The sequence below is a fragment of the Phaeobacter italicus genome, from assembly GCF_001258055.1.
In the GTDB taxonomy this organism is placed as follows: domain Bacteria; phylum Pseudomonadota; class Alphaproteobacteria; order Rhodobacterales; family Rhodobacteraceae; genus Phaeobacter; species Phaeobacter italicus.
The window spans coordinates 500,605-514,402 of the sequence record NZ_CVRM01000011.1; the positions used below are offsets into that span (position 1 = coordinate 500,605).

Annotated in this window: 9 protein-coding genes and 1 tRNA gene; 8 read left to right on the forward strand and 2 right to left on the reverse strand. The window is 61.1% G+C overall.

Going from position 1 to position 13,798, the window contains the following annotated elements; translation table 11 throughout:
• Nucleotides 1–8: 8 nt before the first annotated feature.
• From NIT7645_RS05645 to NIT7645_RS05660, 4 genes are all read left to right on the forward strand, one after another.
• A complete protein-coding gene (locus NIT7645_RS05645) occupies nt 9–1,043 on the forward strand; it encodes a cysteine synthase A (RefSeq protein ID WP_008561129.1) in 1,035 nt (344 codons plus the stop codon).
• Complete coding sequence (locus NIT7645_RS05650) at nt 1,040–3,538, forward strand: DUF3772 domain-containing protein (protein WP_008562465.1); 2,499 nt, start codon at nt 1,040–1,042, stop codon at nt 3,536–3,538. The genes NIT7645_RS05645 and NIT7645_RS05650 overlap by 4 nt, the downstream gene beginning before the upstream one ends.
• Nucleotides 3,531–4,250: an alanyl-tRNA editing protein gene (locus NIT7645_RS05655; protein WP_008558977.1), complete on the forward strand. Its 720-nt coding sequence runs from the start codon at nt 3,531–3,533 to the stop codon at nt 4,248–4,250. The genes NIT7645_RS05650 and NIT7645_RS05655 overlap by 8 nt, the downstream gene beginning before the upstream one ends.
• Before the next feature lie 81 nt (nt 4,251–4,331).
• A tRNA-Ser gene (locus tag NIT7645_RS05660) sits at nt 4,332–4,421 on the forward strand.
• A gap of 533 nt (nt 4,422–4,954) precedes the next feature.
• Here NIT7645_RS05660 and NIT7645_RS05670 read toward each other — a convergent pair.
• Nucleotides 4,955–7,744, reverse strand: coding sequence for a bifunctional aconitate hydratase 2/2-methylisocitrate dehydratase (locus NIT7645_RS05670; protein ID WP_008559280.1), 2,790 nt, complete (start codon nt 7,742–7,744; stop codon nt 4,955–4,957).
• Between the two features lie 364 nt (nt 7,745–8,108).
• Here NIT7645_RS05670 and NIT7645_RS05675 point away from each other — a divergent pair, with 364 nt between their 5' ends.
• The 4 genes from NIT7645_RS05675 (at nt 8,109) to NIT7645_RS05695 (ending at nt 13,067) form a co-directional block, all read left to right on the forward strand.
• Entirely contained in the window at nt 8,109–9,176 is a 1,068-nt protein-coding gene (locus NIT7645_RS05675; RefSeq protein ID WP_008559130.1) for a LacI family DNA-binding transcriptional regulator, read from the forward strand.
• Between the two features lie 2 nt (nt 9,177–9,178).
• Nucleotides 9,179–10,483: a xylose isomerase gene (gene xylA, locus NIT7645_RS05680; protein WP_008560431.1), complete on the forward strand. Its 1,305-nt coding sequence runs from the start codon at nt 9,179–9,181 to the stop codon at nt 10,481–10,483.
• Nucleotides 10,484–10,524: 41 nt separating this feature from the next.
• Nucleotides 10,525–11,973, forward strand: a complete 1,449-nt coding sequence (xylB, locus tag NIT7645_RS05685) for a xylulokinase (protein WP_008562596.1) — start codon at nt 10,525–10,527, stop codon at nt 11,971–11,973.
• A 506-nt stretch (nt 11,974–12,479) separates the two neighbouring features.
• Entirely contained in the window at nt 12,480–13,067 is a 588-nt protein-coding gene (locus NIT7645_RS05695) for a Hint domain-containing protein (protein WP_242656090.1), read from the forward strand.
• A 7-nt stretch (nt 13,068–13,074) separates the two neighbouring features.
• On the opposite strand, the gene NIT7645_RS05700 is transcribed toward NIT7645_RS05695, so the two are convergent.
• Complete coding sequence (locus tag NIT7645_RS05700; protein WP_008560356.1) at nt 13,075–13,689, reverse strand: nucleotidyltransferase family protein; 615 nt, start codon at nt 13,687–13,689, stop codon at nt 13,075–13,077.
• Nucleotides 13,690–13,798 lie beyond the last annotated feature (109 nt).

Sequence of the window (13,798 nt, forward strand, 5' to 3'; positions counted from 1 at the left end):
GGGATACCATGCGCATTGCACATGATCTGGCCGATGCGATCGGCCACACGCCTCTGATCCGTCTGAACCGCGTCAGCGATGAAACCGGATGCGAGATTCTGGGAAAAGCCGAGTTCATGAACCCCGGCCAATCGGTCAAGGACCGCGCCGCGCTCTACATCATCAAGGATGCCATCGCCCGCGGTGATCTGAAACCCGGCGGAACCATCGTTGAGGGGACGGCAGGCAACACCGGGATCGGCCTTGCGCTGGTCGGTGCCTCGATGGGCTTCAAGACCGTGATCGTGATCCCCGAAACCCAGTCCGAAGAAAAAAAGGACATGCTGCGTCTGGCCGGGGCACAGCTGGTGCAGGTGCCTGCGGCGCCCTATCGCAACCCCAACAACTTTGTGCGCTATTCGGAACGTCTGGCCAAGGAACTGGCCAAGACCGAACCCAACGGCGCGATCTGGGCCAACCAGTTTGACAACGTGGCGAACCGTCAGGCCCACGTCGAAACCACCGGCCCCGAGATCTGGGAACAGACCGACGGCAAGGTTGATGGCTTTGTCTGTGCGGTTGGTTCTGGCGGCACCTTGGCGGGTGTGGCCGAGGCGCTCCAGCCTAAGGGTGTAAAGATTGGTCTGGCAGATCCGATGGGGGCTGCGCTTTATTCCTACTACACCACGGGCGAGCTCGCCTCTGAAGGTGGCTCCATCGCCGAGGGCATCGGTCAGGTGCGCATCACCAAAAATCTTGACGGATTTAAGCCTGATTTTGCCTATCAGGTGGCCGACGAGGATGCGCTGCCCTATGTGTTTGATCTGCTGCACGAAGAAGGTCTGGTGCTGGGCGGCTCCTCTGCGATCAACATCGCAGGTGCGGTGCGCATGGCAAAGGATCTTGGGCCGGGCAAAACGATCGTGACGGTGCTGTGTGACTATGGCACCCGCTATCAGTCCAAGCTCTTCAACCCGGACTTCCTGCGCGAGAAAAATCTGCCGGTGCCTGATTGGATGACCCATACACCGGCTTCAATTCCCGGTGTATTCGAGGACGTATGACACCTTTAAAAAATCTGTTTTTCAACATGATGGCGGGGCTGATCCTGGTGATTGGCCTCGCTTTCCCACTCTCGGCCCAGACCTCTGAACAGGCGCGCAGCTACTACGATAGCTGGTTGCGGACCGCAGAACGCGCCGAGGATGTCATCGACACCAGCCGCGCCTCCAACATCGCGCTGGAACAGCTGCGCAAGGATCTGACCGACTACCGGCAGACCTTCCAGACCAAGCGCAGCGAAAACGGTGACCGCATTCAGACATTGCAGGGCCAGCTTGATGCCCTTGGACCGGCCCCCGCCGAAGGCGAGAGCGAGCCGGAAGATATCGCGCTGCTGCGCGAGGCTCTGACCAAGCAGCTCAACCAGCTGCGCGTGCCCCGCATCGTCGCCGAAGAGGCCTACAGCCGCGCCGACGGCCTGATCAACGAAATCGACAAGATCGTTCGGGACCGGCTGACCAGACGGCTGTTGGAGCGCGGGCCATCCCCGCTGAACCCCGAACACTGGCAGCAGGCGCTGCGCGACATGGGGGTGGCGATCCGGTCGATCGGCAATGAAACCGTGTCACAGCTGCGCAGTGATACGACGGGGGAGCGCATTCGTGGCGATCTCGTCGGTATTCTGGCGCTGCTGATCCTCGCCGTGCTGCTGATCCTGCGGGGGCGCCCCTGGGCCCACCGGGCCGGTGATTTTCTGCGTGGCTACGGGGCAAAGGGCACTGGGGTCTGGACCTTCGTGGTCTCGCTCCTACAGGTGTTCTTGCCGCTGGTTGGCATCATCATCCTCGCCGCTGCCATTGATCTGTCGGGCATTCTGGGGGTGCGGGGCAGTATTTTCCTCGACGCGATGCCCGCCTGGGCCTTTATCATCCTGTCCTTCCACTGGATGGGCGAGCGGCTCTATGCGGCGCGCATTGAAAACGACCTGTTCCCGATCGACGATCGGTACCAGTCGGAAACCCGGTTCCTGATCTGGGCGATGGCGGTGGTCCTTGTCGTGCAGGACGCCTTGGCAACGCTGGAGGGCATCCAGAACATCACCGAGAGCAGCATCGCGGTCTTCAGCTTTCCGCTGATCGTCGCCGCGGCGCTGATCCTGCTGCGGCTGAACCGCATCGGCAGCAAGCAGCGACAGGCGCAAGAGGCCCAGAGCGAAGAGGGCGACGAGAGCGCCATTGCAGCCGGCGCCAACCGGGTGATTTCGGTGATCCGGCGGGCCACCTATCTCCTTGGCTTTGCGGCACCGGTGCTTGCGGCTCTTGGGTATATGAACGCGGCCGAGGCGCTGATCTACCCGGCCATGCTGACGCTGGCTGTGCTGGCCGGGCTGTTCGTGTTGCAGCGGTTCTTCTCTGACCTCTACGGGTTTGTCACCGGCAAGGGAGCAGCAGCAAGTGACACACTGTTCAGCGCCCTGATCGGTTTTGCGCTGGCGCTTTTGGCGTTGCCGGTGCTGGCGCTCATCTGGGGCGCGCGGGTCGCGGACCTGACAGAGCTGTGGTCGAACTTCCTCAAGGGGTTCCAGATCGGGGATACCAATATCTCTCCGACGGCCTTCATCACCTTTGTTGCGGTTTTTGCCATCGGCTATGCCGTCACACGCATGGTACAGGGCAGCCTGCGCAACACGCTCCTGCCCAAGACACGCATCGACCTTGGCGGCCAGAATGCCATCGTGTCGGGGATGGGCTATGTGGGGATCTTCCTCGCAGCGCTGATCGCCATTTCGATGGCCGGGCTTGATCTGTCATCGCTCGCCATTGTTGCTGGTGCGCTGTCGGTTGGCATCGGTTTTGGCCTGCAGACCATCGTGTCGAACTTTGTCTCCGGCATCATCCTGTTGGTGGAACGTCCGGTGTCCAAGGGCGACTGGATCGAAGTCGGGGGGCTCATGGGCTACGTGCGCGATATCTCCGTGCGCTCCACCCGCATCGAGACCTTTGACCGCACCGACGTGATTGTGCCGAACTCGGACCTGATTACCGGAACCGTCACGAACTACACCCGTGGCAACACCGTGGGCCGGGTGATCGTGCCGGTTGGGGTTGCCTATGGCACAGACCCCCGCAAGGTCGAGGCGATTTTGATCGAGGTCGCAAAGTCCCATCCGATGGTGCTGATGAACCCGGCACCTTCGGTGGTGTTCCAGGGCTTTGGCGCCGATAGCCTTGATTTCGAAATCCGCGCCATCCTGCGTGATGTGAACTGGGTTCTGTCGGTGAAATCCGACATGAACTATGACATCGCCCGCCGCTTTGAAGAGGCGGGGATCGAGATCCCGTTTGCACAACGCGACATCTGGATCCGCAACCCCGAAACGCTGGCCCAGGCCGCAGGCCAGGCGCCAGCCGCGGGGCAGGGCGCATCCAGCGGCAAATCCGGCTCCGCATGGTCCGGTGGCAGCTCGAAACCGCCAAAGCCGGATCTGGACGATCTGACACAGCGCGATGACAGCGACAGCACGACAAAAGACGACGGAGACGACGGTGATGACTGATCCCTTGTTCCAACAAGATGCCTACCTGCGCACAGCGGCAGGTCAGGTCATCTCTCACACCGAAGAAGGCGGGCTGGTTCTGAACCAGTCCGTCTTTTATCCAACTGGGGGTGGTCAGCCCGGCGACACCGGCGCGCTAAGCTGGGATGGCGGTCATCTGAGCATCATCAACACGGTCAAGGGCGAGGCAGGTGAGATTGTCCTGATCCCCGAGCCAGACGCGGCCCTGCCACCTGTGGGCGCTGCCGTCAGCCAGAGCCTCGACTGGGACCGTCGCATGGGCCACATGCGCATCCACACAGCATTGCATCTGTTGTCCGTTGTCCTGCCGTTGCCGGTCTCTGGCGGTGCGATCGGGGCCGAGAAGGGCCGGCTGGATTTCAACATGCCAGAGGCGCCCGAAGACAAGCAGGCGCTCGAAGATGCGCTCAATGCGCTGATTGCCCGCGATCTGGAGGTAACAGAGCGCTGGATCACCGACGCAGAGCTGGATGCCCAGCCCGATCTGGTGAAAACCATGTCGGTTTCACCACCCCGTGGCAGCGGCCGCATCCGCCTTGTTCGCATCGGAACCCAATCCGATCAGATCGACCTACAACCCTGCGGGGGAACCCACGTCAACCGGACCGGCGAAATCGGGGCTATCCGCCTTGGAAAGGTTGAAAAAAAGGGGAAACAGAACCGTCGCGTCTACATCCATTTGGTCGCGTAACAAGTTCTTTGCAGGAAAGTGAATTTTTTGCTGTTTTCGCTCTTGCAATCCCCCCCGTGATCCGTCAAAAGTCCGCCCAACGGAGAGGTGGCCGAGTGGTCGAAGGCGCACGCCTGGAAAGTGTGTAGGCGGGAAACCGTCTCCAGGGTTCGAATCCCTGTCTCTCCGCCATAACCCCCAAATGGCATCATGTTTCGCGACAACGGCAGCGCCGTATCGCTTGAAGATCTTCGCGTAAGCGTTTGATTTCAAACATGATGTCGGGGTTTGGCGTTTTTCACCCCATGATATCCATCCTATGCCCGCAGGCCGCTTCAGGCGCGCGCCACAGGGCTGTTTTGCCGCTTGTTGATGGTGTGCGGCGCAGTTGGTTTTCACCCCTCACGGGGGCTCTCTGCGCGCCATTTGGCGTTGGCGCTGTCACCGCCTCAATTGTCCGATTTCAGCATGTGGCGTGGTGTCCGTGTCGGGGGCAACCAGACCCGCGCCAAGCCTGCTCTCGCGCAACGGGGAATCGCGAGGCGGGGCGCCCGCAGAATCATCCGGTATCATCTGGTTTGCCCCCCGATTCCGCCCATCGCAGCCTCAGCGAAAAAGATCCAAGAATCAACCGGCGCAGAATCAAGGCAGAATCAAAAAAGGGCGCCGACAGATGTCGACGCCCTGATTTTTTGTCCGCTCCCCGCAGGCGGGGAGGGCGCAGCTTAGAAATGGACCGAACGGCTGCCCGCAGGTTTTTCGACCGGCGGTGCAAATTTGGTCAGGTCGATGCCTTCAACGGCGGTCTTGTACTCTTCCAGCGTGGGCGTGCGGCCCAGGATCGCGGAGAGGACAACAACCGGGGTCGAACCCAGCAGCGACTCGCCCTTCTTCTCGGGCAGGTCCGCCACAACGCGGCCTTGGAACAGGCGGGTCGAGGTTGCCAGAACGGTGTCGCCCTTAGCGGCCTTTTCCTGGTTGCCCATGCAAAGGTTACAGCCCGGACGCTCCAGATAGAGGATGTTGTCATACTCTGTCCGTGCGCTGGTCTTTGGCGCCGCATCGTCGAACTCAAAGCCCGAGTATTTCTGCAGGATCGCCCAGTCGCCTTCTTCCTTCAGCTCATCAATGATGTTGTAGGTCGGCGCGGTCACAACCAGCGGTGCCTTGAACTCGACAGAGCCATTGGCCGCTTCCAGGTTGCGCAGCATCTGAGCCACGATCTTGATGTCGCCCTTGTGCACCATGCAGGAGCCAACAAAGCCCAGATCCACCTTCTTCTCCGCCTTGTAGTAGGAAATCGGGCGGATTGTATCGTGGGTGTAGCGCTTGGAGACGTCCGGGTTGTGAACGTCGGGGTCCGCAATCATCGGTTCGTTGATGGCATCCAGATCAACCACGACTTCGGCGAAATACTTGGCGTTGTCATCCGGGGTCAGGGCCGGAACGTCACCAGACTTGATCTCGGCAATGCGCTTGTCTGCGATCTCCAGAAGACGGCCAAGGGTGCCGTTTTCATGCTCCATGCCCTTGTCGATCATGATCTGGATGCGCGATTTCGCCAGTTCCAGAGAGCCGATCAGCGTGTCGTCGTTGGAGATACAGACAGAGGCCTTGGCCTTCATTTCCGCGGTCCAGTCGGTGAAGGTGAACGCCTGGTCAGCCAGCAGCGTGCCGATATGCACCTCGATCACGCGGCCCTGGAACACGTTGTCACCGTGCTGTTCCAGCATCTGCGCCTGGGTTGCGTGCACGACATCGCGGAAATCCATGTGATCGGCCATCTGACCTTTGAAGGTCACTTTGACAGATTCCGGGATCGGCATGGAGGCCTCACCGGTTGCCAGGGCCAGCGCCACGGTGCCGGAGTCGGCGCCAAAGGCCACGCCTTTGGACATGCGGGTGTGGCTGTCGCCGCCGATGATGATCGCGCGGTCATCCACTGTCAGGTCGTTCAGAACCTTGTGAATGACGTCAGTCATCGGGTGATAGACACCTTTGGGGTCGCGACCGGTCACCAGACCAAAGTCGTTCATGAACTTCATCAGGCGCGGCGTGTTGGCCTGCGCTTTCAGATCCCAGACCGATGCAGTGTGACAGCCCGACTGATAGGCACCATCCACGATGGGCGAGACAACGGTTGCCGCCATCGCTTCGAGTTCCTGCATGGTCATCAGGCCGGTGGTGTCCTGCGAGCCGACGATGTTCACTTTGACGCGCACGTCAGAGCCTGCGTGCAGCGGCTTGTCGGATTTCACACCCACCGCATTGCGGTTGAAGATCTTTTCAACAGCGGTCAGGCCCTGACCGTCGTTGTGGATCTCCTTGGAGGGGGCAAATGCGGATTTCAGCGGCACGCCAAGGGTTTCGCAGGCAAATGTCTGCAGTTTCTTGCCAAAGACGATGGCATAAGAGCCGCCAGCCTTGATGAATTCCAGCTTCTGCGGGGTAAAGGAGCTCTCAAGCCCGACCAGCTCTTCGCCGTCCGCACTGTAGAGTTTCTTTTCCTTGGTGTTGATCTTCAAAACGGTGCCGGTCGCAACAGAATATTTCTGTTCCAGGATCGGGTTGCCGTCGTTGTTGAGGATCGCCTTGCCGTCCGCGTCGACCTTTTTGACCCAGTTTTTCAGGTCGATGCCGATGCCGCCGGTCACGCCCACGGTGGTCAGAAAGATCGGCGAGATGCCGTTGGTGCCTGCCACGATCGGGGCGTAGTTCACAAAGGGAACATAGGGCGATGCCTGTTTGCCGGTCCACAGCGCCACGTTGTTCACGCCCGACATCCGCGACGAGCCAACGCCCATGGTGCCTTTTTCCGCAATCAGCATGACCTGCTTGGTCGGATGCTGCAGCTTCAGCGCGTTGATCTCTTCCTGCGCTTCCGGGGTGATCATGCATTTGCCGTGCAGTTCACGGTCCGCACGAGAGTGCGCCTGGTTGCCCGGAGACAGCAGGTCGGTCGAGATGTCGCCTTCGGCCGCGATATAGGTGACGACTTCGATTTCCTCGTCGATCTCCGGCAGTTTGGTAAAGAACTCGGCGTCAGAGTAGCTTTCGAGGATGTCCTTGGCGACAGCATTGCCTGCCTTGAACGCATCCGCCAGACGCTCCAGATCCGCGTCATACAGGAATACCTGCGTTTTCAGCACTTCACCGGCCTGCGCAGCAATTTTCGCGTCTTCACCCAGCGCCAGATCCAAAAGCACCTCAACCGAAGGGCCGCCTTTCATGTGCGACAGCAGCTCAAAGGCAAAATCAGGGGTGATTTCCGCAACCACTGCCTGGCCCAGGATGATCTCCTTGAGAAAGGCCGCCTTGACGCCGGCCGCGCTGGTGGTGCCGGGCAGGGTGTTGTAGATGAAGAACTGAAGGGAGTCTTCGCGGTGCGCATTGTCGCTGTCCTTGATCTGCTCGATCAGTTCGGCAACCAGTGCGCCATCGTCGATGGGCTTGGGGTGCAGATCCTGCTCTTTGCGCGCCTCGATCTCTTTTAGGTAGTCGGTGTACAAGCTCATGACGATCCCTACAATTTGATATGGTTCAGATGAAACGCCGGAGACGAAAGCCCTGAAAATAAGGGCGACACGCGACTCCTTCGCATTTTGTATGCCGCCGTATACCATCCCGAAGCAACATGCAAGTTTCTCCGCTCTCCTCTGCGCAGATCAGGGCGGGCCGATCATGGCAATGGCTGGGCGAAGACTGTGACATGTGATGCGCCATCAGGGTTAAGATCGGGTTCCGACACGCAGGCAGAATTTGCCCGGGATTTCGGAACAGGGGGCGATGAAATGCGACGCTTGCAGGAAATGATGGACGTCTATCATTAAATGATATACGTCTATCATTATCACAACGACGCAACCGCCGGATCCCGCCATGCGCAAACCAACCCTTCACGATGTCGCTGCCGAGGCCGGGGTGAGCTATGCCACAGCTGATCGCGTGCTGAACAAACGCGGTGGGGTCGCCAAGAAATCCCAAACCCGCGTAGAGGCGGCAATCGCCAAGCTGGGCTATCAGCGCGACATAACCGCAGCCAACCTGTCCCGCAGGCGTCTTTACCGGTTCCATGTCCTGCTGCCCAATGCGGCGGGGGGCTTTTTTGCCTCGCTGCGCCAGTTGCTGAGCGAACAGGAAGAGGCCCAGCGCAAGGCGCGGCAGGCGATCACGATCACGCCCGTGCCGCCCTTTGACCCCACAGCGCTCGCGCTGGAAATTGACCGCGCGGTGGGGGCGGGCTGTGACGGGCTGTGCGTGGTGGCTGTGAACCACCCAGAGGTATCCGCCGCCTTGGGCCGGGCACGGGCGCAGTCGATCCCGGTGGTGACCTTGGTGGCAGACAGCGCAGAGGGCGATCGTGACTGCTATGTAGGGATTGATAACCGCACCGCAGGGCGCACGGCGGCAGATCTCATCCTGCTTTCTCATCGCCGCCACGCCCAGCGCGGCCTCATTCTGCCGGTGATGGGCAGCCTGCAGGCCCGCGACCACGCCGAACGCTACGCGGGCTTCTGCGAGGTGGTTGCAGATCAGATGGCTGTTTTGCCGCCACTGGAGACGGGCGATGATCCAACGCGGTTGAACCAGCTTCTGACTGCAGCCCTCGCCGCAGAGCCGGGGATTACCGGACTATACAATCTGGGGGCCGGGGTTCCGGGCCTGATTGCAGCATTGGACCACCGGGGCAGCGACAACATCGCCGGGCGCCCCGTGGTGGTGAGCCACGAACTCTGTAATGCGACCCGCAAGGCCGTCGCTGACGGGCTGATTGATGCGGTGATCGATCAAAAACCCGCACAGGAACTGTCACAGGCGCTCGCTGCCTTGATCGCGCTCAGCGACGGGCTGGCGCTGGATCCCACTGCCGGACAGATCACTCCGGCGGTTCATTTCAAACACAACATGCCCCCGCAGCCTGCGGCCGGGCCAAACAAAGGGGCCTGACCATGGCTGGTTACTTCGATCATATCGCGCCGATTTCCTACGATCCCGACAGCGACGGGCTGGCCTATCGCCACTACAACCCCGACGAAATCGTCATGGGCAAGCGGATGGAGGATCACCTGCGCTTTGCCGTGTGCTACTGGCATAATTTCGTGTGGGAAGGGAACGATCCCTTTGGCGGGCAGACGTTTGATCGGCCTTGGTTCCCGGCCGACACGATGGATCTGGCACGCAAAAAGGCAGATGCCGCCTTTGACATGTTCCGCATCCTTGGCGTGCCCTATTACTGTTTCCATGACCACGACATCCGGCCAGAGGGCGACAGCCTCGCAGAAAGCCATGCCCGGCTGAACGCCATGGGCGATGTGCTGGAACAGAAGATGGCCGATGGTGGCCCGAAACTTCTGTGGGGGACCGCAAACATGTTTTCCAACCGCCGCTATATGGCCGGGGCCAGCACCAATCCCGATCCGGACGTCTTTGCCTACTGCGCCTCTACCGTGCGGGCCTGTATGGATCTGACCCACCGTCTGGAGGGCGAGAACTATGTCCTTTGGGGCGGGCGCGAGGGCTATGAAACGCTGCTCAACACCGATCTGTCGCGCGAGCTGGAGCAGATGGGCCGTTTCCTGTCTATGGTGGTCGACTACAAACACAAGATCGGCTTTCAAGGCGCGATCCTGATCGAACCCAAACCGCAGGAGCCGACCAAGCACCAGTATGACTATGACGTCGCCACCGTTTACGGCTTTCTCAAACGCTTTGGCCTTGAGGACGAGGTGAAGGTCAATATCGAACAGGGCCATGCCATCCTCGCGGGTCACAGTTTTGAACATGAAATCGCCATGGCCAATGCGTTGGGGATCTTTGGGTCCATCGACATGAACCGCAACGACTACCAGTCCGGCTGGGACACCGATCAGTTCCCCAACAACGTGCCAGAGGTGGCGCTGGCCTATTACGAAATCCTGCGCGGCTGCGGCTTTGGCAGCGGCGGCACCAATTTCGACGCCAAGCTGCGCCGCCAGTCCCTGGATGCCGAGGATCTGATTGCCGCCCATGTGGGGGCGATGGATGTCTGCGCCCGCGGCCTGCGTGCAGCCGCCGCCATGCTGGAGAGTGACAGTCTGGAGATGAAGCGCCGCGCGCGCTACGCGGGTTGGGACAGTCCCGAGGCGCAGGGCTATCTGGCCAAGGGCGCGACGCTGGACGCCATCGCCGATCAGGCCGAGGCCAAGGCGCTTAATCCGCAGCCAGTTTCTGGCCGTCAGGAACAGCTGGAGGCCCTGGTCAACCGCTTCGTCTGAAGCGACAGACCAGAGCGCCACAACCGGGAGAGGGGACAGACATGTATCTAGGCATTGATCTTGGCACATCCGGCCTGCGGGCGCTGATGACGGACGCCTCCGGTCAACCCGTTGCCTCAGCCGAGGCGCAGTATTCTGCGCAGCACCCCCATCCCGGTTGGTCAGAGCAGGATCCCGGCAGCTGGATCGCTGCGCTGGATCAGGCGATGGCACAGTTGCGGTACACCCCCGGATACAGCGATATTCGCGGGATCGCGGTGGCAGGTCACATGCACGGGGCAGTCCTGCTGGATCGCGCCGATCAGGTGCTGCGGCCCTGCATCCTGTGGAACGACACCCGTTCTGCGGCAGAGGCGGCAGAGCTGGACGCGACAGATGAGGTGCGCAGCCTCAGCGGCAATATCGTCTTCCCGGGTTTCACCGCGCCAAAGCTTTTGTGGGTGCAGCGTCACGAGCCCGAGATCTTTGCCAAAACCGCCAAGGTGCTTTTGCCTGCGGCCTATCTCAATCTGCATCTGACCGGGCGGCATGTGGCGGACATGTCCGACAGTGCGGGCACCTCGTGGCTGGATGTTGGCGCGCGGGACTGGTCGGAACGCCTGCTGAGTGCAGGGCACATGCGGCGCGATCAGATGCCCGATCTGGTCGAGGGCTGCACGGCGGCGGGCACCCTGCGCGCAGAACTGGCCGCGCACTGGGGGCTTCGCCCTGACGTGGTGGTTTCTGGCGGCGCAGGTGACAATGCCGCTGCGGCCTGTGGTACGGGCGTGATGGCCGAAGGGCAGGGGTTTGTCTCTCTCGGCACCTCAGGCGTGGTGCTGGCCGCCCGTGACGGGTTTCACCCTGATCCGGCAACGGCGGTGCATACCTTCTGCCACGCCATCCCGGATCGCTGGTATCAGATGGGCGTCATGCTGTCGGCAACCGATTGCATGAACTGGCTGGGGCGCATCACCGGGCGCAGCCCTGCAGAGCTGACAGCGCCCATCGGAGACCAGCTTGGCCCACCCGGCACGGCCACCTTCTTTCCCTACCTGTCAGGTGAGCGCACACCACATAACTCTGCCAAGTTGCGTGGTGGCTTTGAGGGACTTGGCGTCCAAACGACCACAGACGATCTCGCGCGGGCGGTGATGGAAGGGGTCAGCTTCGGATTGCGCGATTGTCTTGAGGCGCTGAAGGCCACGGGAGCCGGGCTTGAGCGCTGTCTGGTCATCGGAGGTGGCAGCAAGTCCCTTTACTGGGGGCGTCTGCTGGCAACGGTTTTGAACCTGCCGCTTTGCCTGCCCAAAGATGGCGAATTCGGTGCCGCTTTGGGGGCGGCGCGTTTGGCGCGTCTTGCCGTGACGGGCGAGCCCCCCTCAGAGGTCCTGTTGACGCCAGAGATTGCCCAGGTGATCGAGCCCGAGGCCGCACTGCGCGAGCAATATGAGGCCCGCTATCAGCTGTTTCGCAGACAAACCGCCGAGCGGTTGAAGCCAGTCGCTTGATTTCATTTGATTCGGCGCAATTGCCGCAGCGGATGTGCCGATTGATCGGGGCGAAGGATTCAAGTTGTCTAAAATTGTGTGGATTGTTGCCGGTGGCGCGACAACCCCGTGCGGACCCTTGCCGATGGCGGTGACGGATCACTGGCGCGAGAGGGGCCACCACCCCGACCAATTGTCTGCGCTATGGAAACGGCTGGCCCCAAATTCCACAGATGCAGGCGCCCGGCTGGGTGCAGGCTGCGGGAAATGGAAACAATAGGTTGGCCTCAGACCTGTTTCCCTGACGGCAGATGGGCTGCTGTGATCCATGATCGTTAAGATTTTGTTCTTTTTTGGACACATCGGCGTGAAGTAACCTGTGTCCAACGCGGCCGGATTTGTCCCGGCGCTCTCTTCATTGCTGCGCAGAGTGTTGCAGCCCAGATCAAACCAGCGAAAGCAGGCCATTGGCCGGTTGCCCATTGCGCGCAACCGAGGTGGTCGGGCTTTTAGACGGAGACCGTGACGTGCCCTGTTTTACGCCCGGAACACATATTGCGACCCCCTTTGGTGCCTGTGCGGTTGAAGCCCTGAATGTGGGGGACAGGGTCGTGACCCGCGACAACGGCCTGCAGACAATCCGCTGGATCGGCTCGCGTCACCTTGACCATAAAAAGCTGAAGGACGCGGGCGAGTTTCAGCCCGTTCTGATTGCCGAAGGCGCGCTTGGCGATGGGATGCCGGAGCGCGATCTGCTGGTCAGCCCCAATCACCGGGTTCTGATCGCCAATGACAAGACTGCATTCTACTTTGAAAACCACGAGATCCTGATCGCGGCGAAACATCTGACCGGTCTGAACGGTGTGGATGCGGTGGAAACCAGCAGTATCGAATACATCCATTTCGTCTTTGACCGTCATGAGGTGGTGCTCTCCGATGGGGCCTGGATCGAGAGCTTTCAGCCAGCCGACCAATCCTTGCGTGGGTTGGATCGGGCGCAGCGGCAGGAGGTGCTGGAGCTGTTTCCCGAACTGAAGACGCTGACCCCGAAAACCGCCAGCCCACAGATCGGTCGGCGCGCCCGCGCAGGCGAGGCGCAGTGGCTGATTCATTGATGTCGCGCTAGGGCGCGTCGGTCTGGTTCTGTGCCGCGCGCCAGCTGGCCCAGGATTCTGGCGTATCCAGATCGGTGAGCGCATGGGAGCCCGGCAGGGGGTGCGGCAGGATCTCTTCGCCGCGCAGAACAGACCGCGCGCCCGCGTCGCCCTGAATGTGCAACAGCGCTTTGAAACAGCGGCTGGGAAAGACAACAGGGTGGCCCATTGCGCCTTCTGCACTGGTGGCGCGGTGGATGTGGTCCGGGGCTGCGCAGAATGCATCTGCCATCGTGCTCAGGTCCGCAGTGGTCAGATCCGGCATGTCGGCAGGCACGATCATCACCCCGTCGATGTCAGACCCAATTTCCCTGATACCCGCGCGGATCGACGCGGCCATGCCCTCTGCTGCGTCGGGCACATGGATGGGGGTGACAGAGGCATCCAGCACAGCTGCGCGGGGATGGTCCGGGGCGGGGAGGGTGACATAGGTCGCAAGCCCGGTGGCCTGCGCCACATCGCAGCGCGCCCGGATCAGGGGGAGCGGGCCGTCTGGGGTGGGCACCATTTCCATCAGCTTGTCGCGCCCCTGCATCCGACGGGAGGCCCCGGCCGCAAGGAGCAGAATGGCGATAGCGGTCATGGTGGTTGTCTCCCCGGGGTCTGGACCGGCGGTTGGGGCCTCCGGTCGGGACATTTTGGGCAAGAAGAAGAAACAGGTCCAGCAAAAGGCGGTGAAAGGTCAGTCTAGC

Bases quoted from the DNA above. Each gene is read 5' to 3' on its own strand.
- NIT7645_RS05650 (WP_008562465.1), top strand. From the start codon at position 1,040: ATGACACCTTTAAAAAATCTGTTTTTCAACATGATGGCGGGGCTGATC.
- xylA (WP_008560431.1), top strand. From the start codon at position 9,179: ATGGCTGGTTACTTCGATCATATCGCGCCGATTTCCTACGATCCCGAC.
- NIT7645_RS05670 (WP_008559280.1), bottom strand. From the start codon at position 7,744: ATGAGCTTGTACACCGACTACCTAAAAGAGATCGAGGCGCGCAAAGAG.
- xylB (WP_008562596.1), top strand. From the start codon at position 10,525: ATGTATCTAGGCATTGATCTTGGCACATCCGGCCTGCGGGCGCTGATG.
- NIT7645_RS05700 (WP_008560356.1), bottom strand. From the start codon at position 13,689: ATGACCGCTATCGCCATTCTGCTCCTTGCGGCCGGGGCCTCCCGTCGG.
- NIT7645_RS05645 (WP_008561129.1), top strand. From the start codon at position 9: ATGCGCATTGCACATGATCTGGCCGATGCGATCGGCCACACGCCTCTG.
- NIT7645_RS05675 (WP_008559130.1), top strand. From the start codon at position 8,109: ATGCGCAAACCAACCCTTCACGATGTCGCTGCCGAGGCCGGGGTGAGC.
- NIT7645_RS05655 (WP_008558977.1), top strand. From the start codon at position 3,531: ATGACTGATCCCTTGTTCCAACAAGATGCCTACCTGCGCACAGCGGCA.